General features: G+C 68.8%; 18 protein-coding genes. 4 read left to right on the top strand and 14 right to left on the bottom strand.

The window, feature by feature from the left end:
• The coding region (locus tag CSC68_RS15135; protein WP_162202733.1) for a transposase at window positions 1–119 on the top strand (119 nt) is incomplete at its 5' end.
• A 64-nt stretch (window positions 120–183) separates the two neighbouring features.
• Here CSC68_RS15135 and CSC68_RS15130 read toward each other — a convergent pair.
• The 3 genes from CSC68_RS15130 to CSC68_RS15120 all read right to left on the bottom strand — a co-directional run bounded on the left by CSC68_RS15130 (window position 184) and on the right by CSC68_RS15120 (window position 5,295).
• Window positions 184–2,925, bottom strand: coding sequence for a TonB-dependent receptor (locus CSC68_RS15130; RefSeq protein WP_162204432.1), 2,742 nt, complete (start codon window positions 2,923–2,925; stop codon window positions 184–186).
• 348 nt (window positions 2,926–3,273) lie between these two features.
• Window positions 3,274–4,209, bottom strand: coding sequence for an HDOD domain-containing protein (locus CSC68_RS15125; RefSeq protein ID WP_162204431.1), 936 nt, complete (start codon window positions 4,207–4,209; stop codon window positions 3,274–3,276).
• A gap of 165 nt (window positions 4,210–4,374) precedes the next feature.
• A complete protein-coding gene (locus tag CSC68_RS15120; RefSeq protein ID WP_162204430.1) occupies window positions 4,375–5,295 on the bottom strand; it encodes a M14 family metallopeptidase in 921 nt (306 codons plus the stop codon).
• Window positions 5,296–5,661: 366 nt separating this feature from the next.
• On the opposite strand from CSC68_RS15120, the gene CSC68_RS15115 reads away from it, so the two are divergent.
• The 3 genes from CSC68_RS15115 (at window position 5,662) to CSC68_RS15105 (ending at window position 6,706) form a co-directional block, all read left to right on the top strand.
• On the top strand, window positions 5,662–5,952 hold the full coding sequence (locus tag CSC68_RS15115) for a YkgJ family cysteine cluster protein (RefSeq protein WP_162204429.1): 291 nt from the start codon (window positions 5,662–5,664) through the stop codon (window positions 5,950–5,952).
• A gap of 14 nt (window positions 5,953–5,966) precedes the next feature.
• Window positions 5,967–6,188 carry a hypothetical protein gene (locus CSC68_RS15110; protein ID WP_162204428.1) on the top strand — a complete coding sequence of 74 codons (222 nt, stop codon included), beginning with the start codon at window positions 5,967–5,969 and terminating at the stop codon, window positions 6,186–6,188.
• 185 nt (window positions 6,189–6,373) lie between these two features.
• The gene (locus CSC68_RS15105) at window positions 6,374–6,706 is read left to right on the top strand and encodes a DUF6122 family protein (RefSeq protein WP_162204427.1); all 333 of its coding nucleotides are present in this window, start codon (window positions 6,374–6,376) and stop codon (window positions 6,704–6,706) included.
• 39 nt (window positions 6,707–6,745) lie between these two features.
• Here the strand turns inward: CSC68_RS15105 and CSC68_RS15100 are convergent, their stop codons facing one another.
• The 11 genes from CSC68_RS15100 to guaB all read right to left on the bottom strand — a co-directional run bounded on the left by CSC68_RS15100 (window position 6,746) and on the right by guaB (window position 17,521).
• Window positions 6,746–7,210 (bottom strand): FKBP-type peptidyl-prolyl cis-trans isomerase, encoded by a 465-nt coding sequence (locus CSC68_RS15100; RefSeq protein WP_162204426.1) that lies wholly within the window; start codon window positions 7,208–7,210, stop codon window positions 6,746–6,748.
• Window positions 7,211–7,381: 171 nt separating this feature from the next.
• Complete coding sequence (locus CSC68_RS15095; RefSeq protein WP_162204425.1) at window positions 7,382–8,257, bottom strand: acyltransferase; 876 nt, start codon at window positions 8,255–8,257, stop codon at window positions 7,382–7,384.
• Between the two features lie 359 nt (window positions 8,258–8,616).
• Window positions 8,617–8,985, bottom strand: a complete 369-nt coding sequence (locus CSC68_RS15090) for a response regulator (protein ID WP_162204424.1) — start codon at window positions 8,983–8,985, stop codon at window positions 8,617–8,619.
• The gene (locus tag CSC68_RS15085; protein ID WP_162204423.1) at window positions 8,978–10,117 is read right to left on the bottom strand and encodes a two-component system sensor histidine kinase NtrB; all 1,140 of its coding nucleotides are present in this window, start codon (window positions 10,115–10,117) and stop codon (window positions 8,978–8,980) included. Before CSC68_RS15085 ends, CSC68_RS15090 begins: the two co-directional genes overlap by 8 nt.
• Window positions 10,118–10,257: 140 nt before the next feature.
• Window positions 10,258–12,312: a non-homologous end-joining DNA ligase gene (gene ligD, locus CSC68_RS15080; RefSeq protein ID WP_246193626.1), complete on the bottom strand. Its 2,055-nt coding sequence runs from the start codon at window positions 12,310–12,312 to the stop codon at window positions 10,258–10,260.
• Window positions 12,246–13,097, bottom strand: coding sequence for a DNA polymerase ligase N-terminal domain-containing protein (locus CSC68_RS15990; RefSeq protein WP_246193624.1), 852 nt, complete (start codon window positions 13,095–13,097; stop codon window positions 12,246–12,248). Before CSC68_RS15990 ends, ligD begins: the two co-directional genes overlap by 67 nt.
• Before the next feature lie 10 nt (window positions 13,098–13,107).
• Window positions 13,108–13,284 (bottom strand): DUF3606 domain-containing protein, encoded by a 177-nt coding sequence (locus CSC68_RS15075; protein ID WP_013535092.1) that lies wholly within the window; start codon window positions 13,282–13,284, stop codon window positions 13,108–13,110.
• A gap of 90 nt (window positions 13,285–13,374) precedes the next feature.
• Window positions 13,375–13,869, bottom strand: coding sequence for a hypothetical protein (locus tag CSC68_RS15070; RefSeq protein ID WP_162204422.1), 495 nt, complete (start codon window positions 13,867–13,869; stop codon window positions 13,375–13,377).
• Between the two features lie 223 nt (window positions 13,870–14,092).
• Window positions 14,093–14,296: a hypothetical protein gene (locus tag CSC68_RS15065; protein ID WP_162204420.1), complete on the bottom strand. Its 204-nt coding sequence runs from the start codon at window positions 14,294–14,296 to the stop codon at window positions 14,093–14,095.
• Window positions 14,297–14,435: 139 nt separating this feature from the next.
• On the bottom strand, window positions 14,436–16,004 hold the full coding sequence (gene guaA / locus CSC68_RS15060; RefSeq protein ID WP_162204421.1) for a glutamine-hydrolyzing GMP synthase: 1,569 nt from the start codon (window positions 16,002–16,004) through the stop codon (window positions 14,436–14,438).
• A gap of 56 nt (window positions 16,005–16,060) precedes the next feature.
• Complete coding sequence (gene guaB, locus CSC68_RS15055; protein WP_162204433.1) at window positions 16,061–17,521, bottom strand: IMP dehydrogenase; 1,461 nt, start codon at window positions 17,519–17,521, stop codon at window positions 16,061–16,063.
• Window positions 17,522–17,753 lie beyond the last annotated feature (232 nt).

Genomic DNA, 17,753 nt, shown 5'->3' with positions numbered 1-17,753 from the left:
CCAACCTGGTCGAGGGCATCAACAACAAGATCAAGGTCATCAAGCGCATGGCCTACGGCTTCCGCGATGACGCCTACTTCTTCCTCAAGATCCGGGCGGCCTTCCCCGGAGTTGGGTGAAGAACCAAAAAAATGGCCCGCCATGAAGGCGGGCCAAGTACGACAGGGAGGTATCCGGGACGGATCAGAACTTGTAGCTGAGTCCCACCAGCCAGGTGCGGCCCCACTCGACGGTCTCCAGCGGACGGTCCTTTGTGCCGGCGTAGGTGCGGTAGCGCGAGTTGTTGAGGTTGCTGCCCTGCAGGTACAGGCTCATCCCCTCCAGCGCGCTGCCATAGGCGAAGCTGTAGGCCACCTGGGCGTCGATGGTGTCTTCGCCCTCGACGTAGCGCAGGGTGCGCGCGCCGTTGAAGTTGCCGATCTCGCCGATGAAGTCCGAACGCTTGCGCTGGTTGACGCGGGCCTCGAAACCGTTGTTCTCGTAGTACACGGTGAAGTTGTACACGCGCTTGGACAGGCCCGGCAGCATGATCGGGTCGCTGCCCACGCTGTTCACGGTTTCCGGATCCGGCAGGATGGTGATGTCGCTGTCGTTGAAGCCGGCGCTGGCCACGACGCCGAAGCCGCGCAGGGCGTCGGTGAACAGGTCCAGCGGCAGCGACGCGGTCAGCTCGGCACCACGCAGGCTGCCGCCCTTGCCGTTGAACGGCGCGGTGTAGTAGCCGGTGGACTGGATCGGCGCCCTCAACTTCTCGGCGTTGCCTTCAACCTTCAGCCATTCGGCTACCTGGTTGGTGAAATCGTAGCCGTCGCGCTTCTCGGTGTAGATGTAGGTCTTCAGGTCCTTGTAGAAGAACGAAGCAGCCACGTAGGCCTTGTTGCCGAAGTACTTCTCCCAGGACAGGTCGACCGCATTGGCGATCCACGGATCCACTTCCGGATTGCCGCCGCTGGCGCCAGGGATGCCAGTGCTCTCGTCCACGTAGAACTCGAGCGACGCACGCAGTTCGTCCACGCGCGGACGTGCAACCTGGCGCGCCAGGGCGAAGCGCACAGTGTTCTCTGCCGGCAGCTCGAAGGCCAGGTTCAGGCTGGGCAGGAAGTCCAGATAGGTTTTGCCCTTGTTGACCGGGATGACCTGGCTGCCGACCGGCTGCGAGTCATCCCAGTAGTTGGAGCGCGAGGACTGGTCGACGTGCTGGGCCTGGATGCCGATGTTGCCGCGCACCGGGATCGAACCGATCTGGGTACTGATGTTGGCGCGCAGGAAGGTCGTGGTGATTTCCTCGTCCACGGTCCACTGCTTCGGGATCAGGTAGCTTTCGGTGGTGGTCGGGTTGAACACCATGTAACGGGCGACCGCGGCCGGCACGTTCCAGGCCGGGATCACGCCGGCACCGGCAAAGCCGAGGTTGACCGGGGCGTACTGCAGGTCGGCGGCAATGCTGGTGTCACCCTGTGCACCGACGTTGATGTTGCCTTCGGCCTGGGTCTTGTTCTTGCTGCGATCGGCGTAGTTGACGCCCACGTCGACGTCCGAGACCCACGGCAGCGCCTGCGGGCCGTTGAAGTTGGCCACCACGCGGATGCCATGCAGCTCGTCGTCCACGTGCGGCACCTTGCCGTAGCCGGAGCCATAGATGGTACCGGTCAGGTACAGCGAGGCCGGATCGGAGTAGTCCAGGCCCGGGGTCATCTGCGGGAAGCCGTTGCGGGCGAAGTCCAGGGTGACCGAGTCCAGGACCGGCGCCGGCACGCGCTGGGTATTGTTCTCGAGGTTGAGCTCGTCGCGCTCGGCCTTGGACCAGCTGAGGTCGGTCATCAGGCGCCAGCTCTCGAACGACAGCTCGTTCTTCCAGCCCAGTGCCTTGATGTTGTCCTCGCGGTGGTTGTACATGCCGCGCACCAGCGGGTACACGTTGCGCGCCACGCCACCGGTGAAGGTGCCGTTGCCATTGACCCGGGCACCGTCGACCTGCAGGCGGTCGTAGCCGCCGTTGAAGTCGCCCAGGTGGATTTCCAGCTGGTTGGCGGTGTCGTACTCCTCGGCGTCGGTGTAGAACGCGTCGAGGGTGCTGGTCCAGGTGTTGTTCGGGCGGTACTGCACGGTGGCCATCAGGCCGTCGCGCTTGGCATTGCCGGTACGGCGCAGTGCCTTGATGCCGCCGGAGTAGTACGTGCCGGCATCCACGCCCGGGCGCCAGTCTTCGCCGACTGCTTCCCACGGCTCGTACAGGCCGACCTGGTTCTCCTGCTTGGACATGTCCGAATGGGCGTAGCCGATGGCCACGCCCAGGGTGCCGTCGGCGAACTTGTCGACGTAGCTGAAGCTGATGCGGTTGCCGTACGGATCCTCACCGGCGGCCTCGCCCAGCGAGTTCTTCTGGTAGCGGGCGCCGACCGAGATCACGCGCTCGCTGAAGCTCAGCGGGCGCACGGTCTGCATGTCGATGGTGCCCGACAGGCCCTGGCCGACCAGGCCCGAGTCCGGGGTCTTGTACACGGTCACGCCGTTGATCAGCTCGGACGGGTACTGGTCGAACTCGACGCTGCGGTTGTCGCCGGTGCTGACCATCTCGCGGCCGTTGAGCAGCGTGGTGGCGAAGTCCGGCGACAGGCCGCGGACGCTGATCACCTGGGCGCGGCCGGCCACGCGCTGGGCCGCCAGGCCCGGCAGGCGCGCGATCGATTCGGCGATGCTGACGTCGGGCAGCTTGCCGATGTCCTCGGCGGAAATGGCTTCGACGATGGAGGTGGAGTCGCGCTTGACCGAGATGGCGCTCTCGATGCCGCGGCGGATGCCGGTGACGGTGACCGTGTCGAGATTGGTCGCGTCGGTGGCGGTTTCCTGGGCGTGGACGCCCGTGGCGCTGAGCGCGATGGCGGATGCCAGGGCCGCGCTGAGCAGGTTGCGCTTGGGTTGCATGTTTCCCCTCTCCAAGGAAGTGGTATTCGGTGTCCGGGTACGTCGCATGGCGATCGCCCGGATCTTGGTGCGGCACCATGGCGGGGGCCCCGGTGCGTGCGGCAATGGTAGTGGCCGGTCACTCGCAGGGAGCCCTTGTGCATACGTATTCATTGCCCGCGCGGCCCTTTTTTTCAGGGGTTTTCCGCAAGCCGGCGGCATGCGTGCGAACGACAGCGCTGGACATTCCGCCTTCACGCGCGCGCGGCAGGACCGGGTGGCGCGCCGCACTGAACGCACCCGGGAGGACCACGCGTGGAATGGAATGCGGAATGACCGGCATCCTCGATGCCGGTCCGCGGGGTGCCGTCAGTCCGCGGGCTGCGCCGGGTCTTGGGCGGGAACCTGCATCGCGTCCACCGCGGCGCTGCTGGCCGCTTCCAGCAGGGAATCGAGTCCGGACGCGCCGGCGACTTCCATCAGGCCGGTCATCGACGGCAGTTCCCAGGCCTGGGCGACGCCGCGCCCGATCCGGCGCGCCCAGCGTTGCAGCAGCTCGCCGGTGACCATCGCATCCGGCGCCTGGCATTGCAGGCGCGCGCAGGCATCACGCAAGGCCTGCACCACCATGATCGCGCCCAGTCCCTGCATGAGTCCCAGCATCTGCGCGGCGAACACGGCATCGCGTCCGCGCCCCGAAGCGTTGCGCGCGGCGATGCCCGCGGCCAGCTCGGTGTGCTCCCATACCCGTTCCGGCAGCACGCCGGTCGCGCCGCCCTCCAGGCGCATCACCGGCTGCATCAGCGCCACGGCCACGAGCTGGCGCAGGCCATCGGTCCCCACCAGGGCGACCGCACGGTCCAGGCTTTCGACCATCGTCGATTGCACCCGGTACATCGGACTGTTTGCCAGGCGCAGGAGGTTGGCGGCCAGGGCCGGATCACGTCCGATCACCTCGGCGATCTGGCGGCCGGAGGCTCGCTCGTCGTTGAGCATCCCCAGCAGCTGCGGCAGCAGCTGGGGCCGGCGCGGCAGGCGGACCCGCTCATGCACCAGCTGCAGCAGCGCCGCCTCGACGTCGGACATCAGCCGGGTGGAATCGGCGTCCGCTCCCGCGGGCTCCAGTGGCAGCGCCAGCGCCGCCAGGCGCACGGTCCAGTGCAGGGCGGGCCCGTCCTGCTGGCGCGCACCCGCGTCGCCGGCATCCTCGCCTGAGGTGGCCTCGCTGCCGTACGGCTGAGCGCGCACGGAACCGGGAGCGTCGGCCACGCGCCCGCGTCCGAACAGCTTTCCGATCCACCGCATGGGTCCTTCCACCATCCTGCCCCCTGTCCGGATGCCCCGGGGGCATCCGCAAGCGCGCGATCTTACCGAATGCCGGCAACCGGGCGCCCTCGGCCGCCGCCGCGCCGCCCGCGCTGTGCGGAACGGCGCACATGGTTTCGGCAGCCGGGGCGAAAACCTTACGGGTCAGCGATGGGCCAAGGCGTAGTCCAGCGCGCCGCGGATCGCCGCCACCTGGGCGGCGTTGCACTGCTCCGGCGTGGCCCGGGGGCTGTCCGGATAGACCTCGGTGGTGGTGACGTAAGGGGCGCCGGTGATGCCGGCGCACAGTCCCAGCTCGCGCAGCGGGTATGCGATCACCCCCGGCGCCAGCACCGGCGAGCCGATGATCCTGCCCTCCGCGTCGGCAGGCGCGATATGGGTGACCCTGGCCACCGCCTCGATCACCGCCTGCTGGAACTCCGGCTGGGGGCTGGCGCTGTCGTCCACCAGGTAGAAGCCGTCCGGGATGTGTCCCGGCTCGAACGGCTTGCCATCGCGGGCGGCAAGCGCGGGGCGGAACTCGGTCTCGTCGCTGTCGGTGGTCTCGTGCAGGTCCACGTGCAGCAGGAAGCGGCCGCGCAGCGGTGCCACCAGCTCCATCAGCGCGGCCGACTCCCGCGCCGGGCTCGGCTGGCGGAAGGAACGGTTCGGGTCGACCGCCTCCAGGTTCCAGCGATGGATGCGCTCATAGCCCCAGGGGCTGACGCACGGCACGACCAGCAGGTTGACGCGCCCGGCGTAGTCCGGCGCGTGGTCGCGGGCGAACAGCAGGGCGCCCAGCACGCCGCTGGTCTCGTAGCCATGCACCCCGCCGGTGACCAGCGCCACCGGCAGTTCCTCGTCCCATCCGCGGCTGCGCAGCGCCAGCAGCGGGAAATGCTCGCCCGCGTAATCCAGCGCACCGTACTCGACCACGTCCCAGGCGCCCGCCAGGGCCCGGACCGGCGCCACGACGTCGTCGGCATGGCTGCGGCGACGCCGCTGCATCGCCAGCCACCGGGCTTTCTCGACCTCTCCCCACGGCTGGCCGGGAATTCCCACCGGATGGAAGTTCTGCTGGCTCATCGGGTGTCCCCTTGAAGAATCAGGGGCGGATGCTACCAGTGCCCCCCGTCGGCGCTACCGGGAAAAGCGAGCGGAACGCAGCGTTTTGCGTGCACTTGGTGGCAGATCCGCCGCAAGTTCGGCACGGATCCCCGGTTTGCGCTATAATCGCCCGCAAATCCGGCAGTCCACCCATCCGCGCGCCTGCCGCGCGCTCCACAGCTTCCGGACCCAGGCTGCACCCGCGCCGGTCCGAAGCCGCTTCCAGGGCGTCGCCATCCTCCTTCCGCTCTTCCCCACCCACCGGTCCGCCGGTGCGGACATCGCGCAGCCACGCACCCTGCCCTTTCCGCCGGGGACGAAGTCCTGAGCGCGCGGGAGGCCGGCGTGGACTGCAGGCGCTGCGACGCAGTGTGCTGCCGCCTGCCGGTCCTGCTGCTGCCGGGCGACCGGGTGCCCTCCCGGTACATCGCGATCGACGAACACGGCCTGGAAACCATGGCCAAGGACGAGGACGGCTGGTGCGCGGCGATCGATCCGCTGCACCTGCGTTGCTCGATCTACCAGGACCGGCCCGCCATCTGCCGCCAGTTCGCGATGGGTGGCGGGGCCTGCATCGATGTTCGTGCCCGCTACCGCGACCAGCGGCAGCGCGGCATACCGCTCACCCTCGACTGACCAAGGAGACGCACATGGCCGTCCGCAAGACTGCTCCCACGTCCACCAAGGGCCGCAAGCTCGCCGACACCGGCAAGTCCGGCGGCACCCTCACCCGCGAGCGCATCGCCAGCGACCTGGAGGCCTTCCGCAAGGCCGGTGGCCGCATCGAAGTGCTGGGCAATACGCCGATGCTGACCAAGGTCGACGCGCCCGAGGCCGCGCCGGCCGCGGCCAAGAAGAAGAAGGCGGCCTGACCGCACGGCGGCCACTCCGGCACCGGGGCTGGCCGCCATCCTTGCGGCGCGCTCCGCCCAGCCCGGGCACCCAGGCCCGTGCACGCGGGCAATGGCGCGCAGAAGCACCCCACGATCGGCATTGACGCCCTCCCCCGACGGATGGGCGGCGCGGGCGATGACCGCGCGCCGGACGGAGCCACGCCTTGCCCGAACCCGACCTGCGCTCGCTCCTGCACCTTGCGCTGCACGTGATCGTGCCCCTGACCGTGGCACGCCTCGCGTGGCCGCGGCACTGGCGTGCGGCTGCCGGCTGGCTGCTTGCCGGCTGGCTGATCGACATCGACCACGTCCTGGCCGATCCGGTGTATGCGCCGGACCGCTGCAGCATCGGCTTCCATCCGCTGCATACCTGGCCCGCCATCGCGGTCTACGCCGCGATGCTGGTCCCTCGCCGCACGCGCCTGCCCGGCGCCGGGCTGCTCATCCACATCGCGCTGGATGCGCTCGACTGCCTGTGGATGGGGTACTGCACCTGAAAAAAGGCGCCGGCATGCAGCCGGCGCCCTGTTGCCGCGTCAGGCCGCGACGCGGCCGCTCTGCTTTTCTTCCTCGGTGGCCTCGCGCACGTCGGCGATGCGGACGTCGAAGTGCAGGGTCTTGCCGGCCAGCGGATGGTTGCCATCGATGCGGACCTGGGCGTCGCCCACCGCGACCACGGTAACCAGCACCGGGCCCTGGCCGCCGTTGGCCTGGAACTGCATGCCCGGCTCGATCGTGTCGATGCCCTGGAAGGCTTCGCGCGGCACGTCCTGGACCAGCGCTTCGATGCGTTCGCCATAGGCCTCGGAAGGCTCGACATCGACAGTCAGCGCATCACCGGCGCGACGGCCTTCCAGCGCCTTCTCCAGGCCCGGGATGATGTTCCCGCCGCCGTGGAAATAGCTCAGCGGATGGTTGTCCGGCGAACGGTCGAGGACCTGGCCTTCGTCGTCGGTCAGGATGTAGTGGAACGTGGCCACGCGGGCGGCGGCGATCTCCATGGAGTGCTCCCTGGTAGTGAAAGGAAAGGGGGGTGAAGTGGATGGCCGCAAGGACCGGTGGACTCACGGTGCCTCGGTTGGCGCCCACCTTAGCGGCTGCTGCCGGCCCGTGCAAACCAAGCGGGGCGCCCTGTTCAGGCCGCGCGACCTTCCCTTTCCGCCCACGCGGCGTTACTGCCCGAGCATGCGCTCCATGTCTTCGTCCTTCTCCCGCCACAGCCCGTTCATCCATTGCTGGAAACGGGCACGGAACGCGCGGTCTTCCTGGTAGTTGCCGGCGACCAGCTCGGGCGGGATGGGCAACTGCCGCACCTTGACCCGGACCATGCCCACGCGGTTGGCCATCAGGTCGACCATCGACGGACGCCCGTCCGGGTAGGCGATGGTGACGTCCAGGATCGAATGCAGGCCCTGCCGCATCGCGTCGATCACGAAGGCCACGCCGCCGGATTTGGGCTTGAGCAGGTGCCGGAACGGCGAGGCCTGCTGCGCGTGCTTGGCCTCGGTGAAGCGGGTGCCCTCGACGAAGTTCATGATCGACACCGGGATGTCGCGGAACTTCTCGCAGGCCTTGCGCGTGGTCTCGATGTCGCGCCGTCCCAGCTCCGGGTTCTTCGCGATCTGGCGGCGGTTGTAGCGGCCCATGAACGGGAAATCCAGCGCCCACCAGGCCAGGCCCAGGACCGGCACCCAGAACAGCGAGCGCTTGAGGAAGAAGCGCAGCAGCGGCACGCGCCGGTTGAACACCTTCTGCAGCACCAGGATGTCCACCCAGCTCTGGTGGTTGGCCAGTACCAGGTAGTGCCCGTCGCGGCGCAGGTCCGCCATGCCCTCGATCTCGAAGCGGGTGCGGGTCAGGTGGTCCATCATCCAGGTGTTCACCGCGATCCAGCTCTCGGCCAGGCCGGTCAGGATGGGGTTGCAGGCGCGCCAGACCGGCCGCAGCGGCAGCACCGCCTTGACCAGGCCGACCAGCAGCAGCGGCACGGCATGGGCCAGGGTGTTGAGCACGATCAGCAGCAGGATGGACAGGACGCGCAGCGGCATGGGGCGATACCTGGGGCGGCATGTGATGAATGGCGGCGCAGGGTAGCAAATCCGCCCCGGCAGGCGCCGCCGGCATCACCACATCGCCCGCCGCGAGGCCGGTTCCTGCGCCCCATGGGCCCATGCATGGGAGACCAAAAAGAACGGCCGCCCGAAGGCGGCCGTGGCGCACCGGATTGGGGGCATCCGGTGCAGGAATGGCGGATCGGGGGAATCCGCCCAGGGGAGTGCATAGCCTGCCCCGTGGACTGCCCCGAAACCATCGGAGTTCCCTCGGGACCCCGTAAGGTTTTTCCGAGAAAAAGCTGCGACTTGCCCCCGTGCCGCGCATGGCAACCATCCGTTCCGGTATGGCTGCCTCAGCTGTTGGCCACGGGCGGGTTTGCACCGCCGAGGGTGTCGATCAGTTCCTGCACCCGGAAAGGCTTGCCCAGATAGACCACCGCCGCGGGCAGCTCCGGCAGCTGCGCGGTGGCGTAGCCGGACACCAGGATCGTGCGGCATCCGGGACGGGCCGCCTGTGCGGCCTGCGCGACTTCCAGCCCGCTCATGCCACCGGGCATGCTGACGTCGCTGATGACGAAGTCGAACCCGCCCTCCTCCTCCAGCAGTCGCCGTGCCTGGTGGCCGTCGTGGGCTTCCACCACCGCATAGCCCGCGTCTTCCAGCGCCATGGACGTGACCGCGCGCAACAGGGCGTCGTCCTCGACATACAGCACCCTAGGCATCGGCCACCTCCGCCAGCGGGATCGCCATGGTCACGCGGGTGCCCTCCCCGGGCGTGCTGTCGATGAAGGCGAAGCCGCCGGACTGGCTGGCGAAGCCGAACACCTGGCTGAGGCCGAGTCCGCTTCCGCGGCCGACGTCCTTGGTGGTGAAAAAGGGTTCCATGGCACGCAGGCGCACGTGTTCCTCCATTCCCGGGCCATCGTCGGCCACGGATACGTACAGGTAGTCGCGATCGGCGGCCGCGCCCGGATGCAGGTCCGGATCGGCGCGCGCGACGCGGGTTGCGATGTGGATGTTGCCGGGCCGCTCCATCGCATCGCGCGCGTTGGCCACCAGGTTCACCAGCGCGGCTTCAAGCTGCTCGGCATCGACCATGATGCGGGTATCGGCCTGGACCAGCTCCACCGTGCATTGGGTGATGGGACCCGCGGCCCTGCGGTAGATCTCGATGGAGCCGTCGATCAGCGCGTTGGCGTCATGCAGTTTCGGTTCCAGCCTCTGGCCGCGGGCGAAGGCGAGCATCTGCCGGGTCAGGCGTACGCCGCGGTCGGCGGCCTGGCGCGCGGCGTCGATCAGGACTTCTTTGCGTCGTCCCTCGGCGCGCGAAAGCTGGTCGAGGCTGGTGGCGATCACCGCAAGCAGGTTGTTGAAGTCGTGGGCGACGCCAAGGGTCAGCTGGCCGATCGCCGCCACCTTCTGCGCCTGGGCCAGCGCCTGCTCGGCCTGCCGGCGATGCTCGGCCGCCTGGTAGCGCTCGGTGATGTCGCGGGTGATCTTGGCGAAGCCGACGAGTTCGCCTCCCTGGTAAATCGCATCGACCACAATGTGGGCGCGGAAGCGGCTGCCGTCCTTCCGCACCCGCCAGCCCTCGGTCTCGTAGCGCCCCTCGCGCGCGGCGGTGTCGAGCGCCCGCTCCGGTTCGCCGCGTTCGACATCCTCCTGCGGATAGAACGTGGAGAAATGCCGGCCGATCACCTCGTCGCCGGTGTAGCCCTTGATCCGCTGGCCGCCGGTGTTCCAGCTGAGGATGTTCCCCGACGCATCCAGCATGTAGATCGCGTAGTCGGTGACGCCCTGCAACAGCAGGTGGTCGCCGCCGAAAGAGAACGGTGGCGCGCCGGCGTCTGTCATCGCATGGAGCCGCTCATCGGACTTCCCCCTTTCCCGTCGCAGGGCGAACGGGCTGGGGGAGGATGCCACCTGCGGACGCGCGACGCCATCCATGGATGGTGCCGGATGTTGCATTGCCTGCTCCCTGTGTCCTGAATACGTCATTCGCTGCGCGCCCAGCGCGCCAGGTTCTGGCGGATCGAGCCCATGCGGTCCCAGGGATCCTTGCGCCGCCGACGCAGCTTCTCCGGCACGTCCTTGATCGTGTACAGGTCCGCGCGCGGCAGCCGCGCCAGTTCGTTCCAGCCGATGGGCATGGCCACCGGCGCTCCGGGACGGGCACGCAGCGAGTACGAAGCCACCGCGGTGGCGCCGCGACCGTTGCGCAGGTAGTCGACGAAGATGCGGCGGTTGCGGAAGCGCTTGGTCGCGGTGGCGACGAAACGATCCGGTTCGGACCTGGCCAGGGCGTCGGCGAAGCCGTGGGCGAAGCGCTTGGTCAGCTCCCAGTCGCAGCCAGGCGCCAGCGGCACCACCACGTGCAGGCCCTTGCCGCCGGTCACGCGCAGGAACGACTCGAGTTCCAGCGCCTCCAGCTGGCGGCGGATGTCGACCGCGGCCTTCTTTACTTCGGAGAACGGCACGTCCGGCCCGGGATCGAGGTCGAACACCACGCGGTCGGCGGAATCGGGGTTGTCGGCGTGCGAGCCCCAGGGATGGAACTCCAGCGCGTTGAACTGCACCAGCTCCATCAGCCCGGCCGCGTCCTCCACCACCAGGTAATGCGCGTTGGTGCCGCTCTCCTCCTTGAGCTTCACCGAGGCCACCCGTTCCAGCCCGGCGGTGAGGTGCTTCTGGAAGAAGCACGGCTTGCCGGTGCCGGAGGGACAGCGGATGACCGACAGCGGGCGGCCGGCGATTTCCGGCAGCAAATGGTCCATCACCGCGGCGTAGTAGTCCCACACGTCCTGCTTGGTGGCGCGGATGTCGGGGAACAGGATCTTGGTGGGACTGGAAAGGGTCGGCCAGTCGTGGGGCGTCGACCCGGCCCTGGGCGCGTCCCCTGCCGGCCTTGCCCGGGACGTGCCGGCCCGCGTTGCGGTCACGGCGGTTGCTTTCGCACCTGCGGCCTGCTTCGCCGCCTTCTTCGCCGGACTCTTCGCCTTCTTCGTGGCAGGCGACCTGGCGGGCGTTTCCGCGACCGTCTTCGTCGCTTCCGTGGTGGCGCCCCCCGCCTTCCTGCGGGCCGGCGTCTTCCGCGCGCCCGCCTTCGTCGTGGCGGTCTTCCTGGCAGCCTTCTTCGTGGCTGCCTTCCTGGCCGGAGCCTTCTTCGCGGCGGGCTTCTTCATGGCCTTGCCTCCACCCTTCCCTTTCGCCGCCATGGCCGCCTCCTCCGCGACATCCGCGCCGCGGTCGCTGTCATACAGGTCATCGATGCTCTTGTCCGGTCGCAGTGCCTTCAGCGAGGCCTGGCGCAGCAACTGCTGGCCGCCAATGCCGCGATAGAACACCTCGACCACCAGGCGCGGCGGCACCCAGGTCGCACGCCGCAGGGCCGTATCCATGGTGGCCACATGCGCGGTGGGCTTGCTGCCGGTGTCCCTGGCCAGGCGCGGCGCCAGTTCGCGCAGCAGCTCGTCGCTGAATCCGGTGCCGACGCGACCGACGTAAAGCCATCCATGCTTTGCGTCCGGTCGCGCCAGCAGGAGCGAACCGAAGCCGGTACGGCTGCCCTGCGGTGCGGTGTAGCCGACGATGGCGAACTCGTCGCTGGCCAGCTGCTTGGTCTTGCGCCAGTCGTCGCCGCGACCCGGGCGGTACGGGCGGTCGGCACGCTTGGAGATGACACCCTCGAAGTGGCGCTCGGCCGCCAGCGCGACCGCCTGGCTGCCATCACCCGGGATATGCGAACTGTAGGCCAGGTGCGCCGGGCCCTTCGCCAGCATTTCCTGCAGCAGTTCCTTGCGGGCCAGCAGCGGCGTTTCGCTAATGTCCACGCCGTCGACATGCAGCAGGTCGAACAGCACGTAGGCCAGCGTGCCGGGGCGCTCGCCGGACAGCGTGGCCTGCAGCAGGTTGAAGTCCTCGCGAGTGCCGCTGCCGGCGATCAGCTCGCCATCCAGCGCCGCGCTGCGCAGGCCCAGCGCCTTCACCGCGTCGCGGATCTCGGGAACGCGGTCGGTCCACTCCAGCGCGTTTCGCGACCACAGCCGCACCTCGCCCTCCTCGACGGTGGCGAGGATGCGGTAGCCATCCCCTTGATCTCGTGCAGCCACTGCTCGCCCTCCGGCGCGGCCTGGCCCAGGCGTGCCAGCTGCGGCTGGAATGGACCGTCGGGCGCATCGGCGGCGCGCGAACCGTCCAGTGCCAGTGCGCGCTTCTTCCAGTCCTTGCGGCGCGTGCGTGGCACCGGCACGGTGGCCAGGCGCTTGCGCGTGGCCTTGCCACTGCCGGCGCGCTTGCGGTCCTCCGCGGGTGGCGGCGTGACCTCGGCCAGCAGGTCGTCGGCCTCGAGCGTGCCGGCCCACGCATCCTTGTCCTTGAACAGCAGCCACTGCGGCTGCCGCGCCGGCTTGCCCGAGCGCACCAGGTGCCAGCCGCCCTTGAGGCGGTCGCCGAACAGCTCGAAACGCAGGTGGCCCTTGGCCAGCTGCTCCTCCGGATCGCCGGTGGTGGACCAGACGCCATGGTCGAAGCGCGCCACGTGGCCGCCGCCGTACTCGCCCTTCGGGATTTCGCCCTCGAAGCCGGCGTAGTCCAGCGGATGGTCCTCGACTTCCACCGCCATGCGCTTGACCGAAGGGTCATAGCTGGGCCCCTTGGGCACCGCCCAGCTCTTGAGCGCATCGCCGACCTGCAGGCGGAAGTCGTAGTGGCGGCGGCTGGCGTGGTGCAGCTGGACCACGAAGATCGGGCGCTGCCCGCGCGGCGCTGGCTTGCCCGGTTCCGGTTCACGGGTACGGTCGAAGCTGCGCTTGCGCCGGTAATCGAGCAGGCTCATGCCACGCCCATCACTTGCCCAGGTGGCGGCGCACGGCCTCGGCGGTGGGACCCACCGCGGCCACGGCCTCGCGCAGCTGCTCCTCGCTCACGCCGAGGGCACCGGTCCAGTAACGGACCTCGTAGTCCTCGGAGAGGTTGATGCGGTCGCGGTCGGGCGAGCCGACCTGCTTGGTGTCGTCGGACATGGCGCGGGATTCCCGGGATTCGGAGCCCCTACGCTGCGACTCCTGCCGTCGCGCCCCCGTGAATCCGGGGCGCGACAGCCGGAACTGGTTTCAGTAGGTCCAACTCCTGCCTTCGCCGCCGTGGCTGCGTACGCGCCAGCGCGCGCGCGACAGGCGCTCGGTGCCCCGGCTGCGGCTGACCAGGATGTCGCCCATCCGCACCGTGGTGGTGGCCTCCACCGTGGCGCTGCGACCTCCCGGGGCGATATCGATGGAGTGGATGTCCACTTCCATGTCGAATTCCAGCAGCCCCCGGCTGCGCGAGTTGAGGATGCGCATGCCGTTGACCATCTTGCGGGTCATGGCACAGGTCTCGTCGCGATCGTAGACGTCGTCGTCCACCAGCTGGCCGTTCGCATAGACGGTGGCGTCCATGCTGAAGTCATCGGCCATGAGCTCGCACAGCGCCTCGTGGTCGAAGGCGCCGAACAGCTCCGCGTGCCGGTCGTAGTACTGGTGGACGTGTTCCTCCTCGATCCGCCATCCCCGGTCCCAGGTGAACCATGCCACCGCCGCCAGCGCGATCAGTACAACCAGTCTCCCCATCGTCCGTCCCCTCTTCCCTGGAGCATCCATGGCGCGCGGGCTCGCGGGCCTGCGCGGTTCCCTTGGCACACGGAGGGCCGGTCCGGATGATGCGCGGCGTCCTTGCCGTGGCAGCGCGGAAGTCTACCAGTGGACCCATGCGTCCCGGAACGGGAGAAGGCCCGCCGGCTGCGCACCGGAACGGCGGACAATGCACCGTGCCGGCTGGCACGGTGGAGTCCCGTCAGGACCGCGGCTTGTCGCCGGCCGGCGGCTCGGGCGTGCCGGCGGACTCCGCGACGTCGTGTTTCGCGTAGCTCGCGCGCAGCTTCTCGCTTTCGGCGCGCGCCTTCTTCCCCTGGTCGTAATGCCACTTGATGGCAAGGAACATGCAGATCCCGAACACCGAGATCTTGAACGCCAGGAACACCACCGGGACCCAGTCCACTGCTACTACCTGCTGATCGAACGCGGGGAACGGTTCCCCGCAAGCGCCGGCGGTGCCGGCGGCCTGCCCCGCGCACGGAGGGGCATCGGACCGGTCGCCCCGGGACAGGACGACCGGGTGTATCAGGACCTGCGCGGAATCACTCCCACTCGATCGTCGCCGGCGGCTTGCCGGAGATGTCGTAGACCACGCGGGAGACGCCGCGCAGTTCGTTGATGATGCGGTTGGACACCTTGCCGAGGAACTCGTACGGCAGGTGCGCCCAGTGCGCGGTCATGAAGTCGATGGTCTCCACCGCACGCAGTGCGATCACCCATTCGTAGGCGCGGGCGTCGCCGACCACGCCCACCGACTTGACCGGCAGGAACACGGCGAAGGCCTGCGAGGTCTTGTCGTACAGGCCGGCCTTGCGCAGCTCGTCGATGAAGATCGCGTCCGCACGTGCCAGCAGCTCGGCGTACTCGCGCTTGACCTCGCCGAGGATGCGCACGCCCAGGCCCGGACCCGGGAACGGATGGCGGTAGACCATCTCGCGCGGCAGGCCCAGCTCGACGCCAAGGCGGCGGACCTCGTCCTTGAACAGCTCGCGCAGCGGCTCGACCAGGCCGAGCTTCATGTGCTCGGGCAGGCCGCCGACGTTGTGGTGGCTCTTGATGACGTGGGCCTTGCCGGTCTTGCTGCCGGCCGACTCGATCACGTCCGGGTAGATCGTGCCCTGGGCCAGCCAGCGCGCGTTCTTCAGCCTGGCCGACTCCTCCTCGAAGATGTCGACGAACAGGTTGCCGATGATCTTGCGCTTGGCTTCCGGCTCGGACACGCCTTCCAGCGCCTTGAAGTAGCGATCGGCGGCGTCGACGCGGATCACCTTGACGCCCAGGTGCTCGGCAAAGGTCGCCATCACCTGGTCGCCCTCCTGCCAGCGCAGCAGGCCGGTGTCGACGAACACGCAGGTCAGCTGGTCGCCGATGGCCTTGTGCAGCAGGGCCGCGACCACCGACGAATCCACGCCGCCGGACAGGCCCAGGATCACCTCGTCCGAACCGACCTGCTCGCGCACGCGGCGGATCTGGTCCTCGATGATGTGCTCGGCGGTCCACAGGGTCTGGCAGCCGCAGATGTCGACCACGAAGCGGCGCAGCAGCGCGGTGCCCTGCTTGGTGTGGGTCACTTCGGGGTGGAACTGCACGCCGTACCAGCCGCGGCGGTCGTCGGCGAAGGCGGCGACCGGGATGCGGTCGGTCTTCGCGGTGACGGTGAAGCCCGGCGGCGCCACCGACACGTGGTCGCCATGGCTCATCCACACGTCCAGCCGCGGCGGCGAACCCGGATGGTCCTTCAGTCCCTCGAACAGGCGGTCGGCCGCCACCAGCGAGACCTCGGCATGGCCGAACTCGCGCTGGTCCGCGGCCTCGGTGGCGCCGCCCAGCTGCACCGCCATGGTCTGCATGCCGTAGCAGATGCCAAGCACCGGCAGGCCGGAATCGAACACTTCCTGCGGCGCGCGCGGCGAACCCTCGACCGTGGTCGACTCCGGGCCACCGGACAGGATGATGCCCTTGGGCGCGAACGCCGCGATCTCGGCCGGATCGTGGTCCCAGGCCCAGATCTCGCAGTAGACGCCGATCTCGCGGATGCGACGGGCGATCAGCTGGGTGTACTGCGCGCCGAAGTCGAAGATGAGGATCTTGTCGCTATGGATGTCGGTCATGGAGGTTCAGGGGGCAGTGGAGGGTGCGCGGGGTGGCCGAACGGCCTGCCCCCGCCTCAACCGATCTGGTAGTTCGGCGGCTGCTTGGTGATGGTGACGTCGTGCACGTGGCTCTCGCGCTGGCCGGCGCCGGTGATCACCACGAACTTCGGCTTGCTGCGCATCTCCTCGATGGTGGCGCAACCCACGTAGCCCATGGTGGCGCGCAGGCCGCCGGCGAGCTGGTGGATGATGCTGCCGACCGGGCCGCGGTACGGGACGCGGCCCTCGATGCCTTCCGGCACCAGCTTGTCGGCGTCGGAGGCGTCCTGGAAGTAGCGGTCCTTGGAACCCTTCTCCATCGCGCCCAGCGAGCCCATGCCGCGGTAGCTCTTGTAGCTGCGGCCCTGGAACAGCTCGACCTCGCCCGGGGACTCCTCGGTGCCGGCGAACAGGCCGCCGATCATCACCGTGGACGCACCGGCGGCGATCGCCTTGCCGATGTCGCCGGAGTAGCGGATGCCGCCGTCGGCGATCAGCGGGATGCGGTCCTGCAGCGCCTCGGCCACCAGGTCGATGGCGGTGATCTGCGGCACGCCCACGCCCGCGACCACGCGCGTGGTGCAGATCGAGCCCGGCCCCACGCCGACCTTCACCGCGTCGGCGCCGGCGTCGTAAAGGGCCAGCGCGGCCTCGCCGGTGACGATGTTGCCGCCGACCACCTGCACCTGCGGGAAATTCTTCTTGACCCAGGCCACGCGGTCCAGCACGCCCTGCGAGTGGCCGTGCGCGGTGTCGACGATCAGCACGTCCACGCCCGCGGCCACCAGCGCCTCTACGCGCTGCTCGGTGTCGCCGCCGACGCCGACCGCGGCGCCGACCATCAGGCGCGCATGCGAATCCTTGGCGGCGTTGGGGTTGTCGGTCTTCTTCTGGATGTCCTTGACGGTGATCAGGCCGCGCAGGGCGAAATCATCGTTGACCACCAGCACCTTCTCGATGCGGTTCTTGTGCAGGAGCTGGAAGATCTCCTCGTCGCTGGCGCCTTCCTTCACCGTGACCAGGCGGTCCTTCTTGGTCATGATGTGGCGCACCGGATCGTCCAGCTTCTTCTCGAAGCGCATGTCGCGGCTGGTGACGATGCCGACCAGCTGGCCGTTGTCGTCGACCACCGGCACGCCCGAGATGTTGCGCGCGCGGGTCAGCTGCAGGACTTCGCCGATGGTCGCGTCGGGACCGACGGTGAACGGGTCCTTGATCACGCCGGCCTCGAACTTCTTGACCTTGGCGACCTCGTTGGCCTGCTGCTCGACGGTCAGGTTCTTGTGGATGATGCCGATGCCCCCGAGCTGGGCCATGGCGATCGCCAGGCGCGCTTCGGTCACCGTGTCCATCGCCGCCGAGACGATGGGCAGCTTCACCCGCAGGTCGCGGGTCAGGCGCGTCTCGAGCGAGACGTCCTTCGGCAGCACGGTGGAATGGGCGGGGACGAGCGAGACGTCGTCGTACGTGAGTGCTTCGGCCTGGATGCGCAGCATCGGCATTACCCGGATGTGGGGAAGCGCGTCATTATACCCCCGAACCGGGAGCCCACGGCGCTACTGTGCATTCCGCCGGGAGGCCCCTGGAGGCCGCCGGTCCGCCCTGCCCCAGCCTCTTATACACAGCTGACGCCGCTGACGAGGTGCGCTGATGAGGCCTGCGAGGTGGCCGTAGGTTTATAACACCATGATAGGTTGACTAACGATGGGCGACGTGGAACGGGGTGTT

This window comes from Pseudoxanthomonas suwonensis (genome assembly GCF_010093235.1).
In the GTDB taxonomy this organism is placed as follows: domain Bacteria; phylum Pseudomonadota; class Gammaproteobacteria; order Xanthomonadales; family Xanthomonadaceae; genus Pseudoxanthomonas; species Pseudoxanthomonas suwonensis.
Note: the sequence above shows the minus strand (reverse complement) of the source record. Positions and strands in the feature narration are given on the sequence as shown.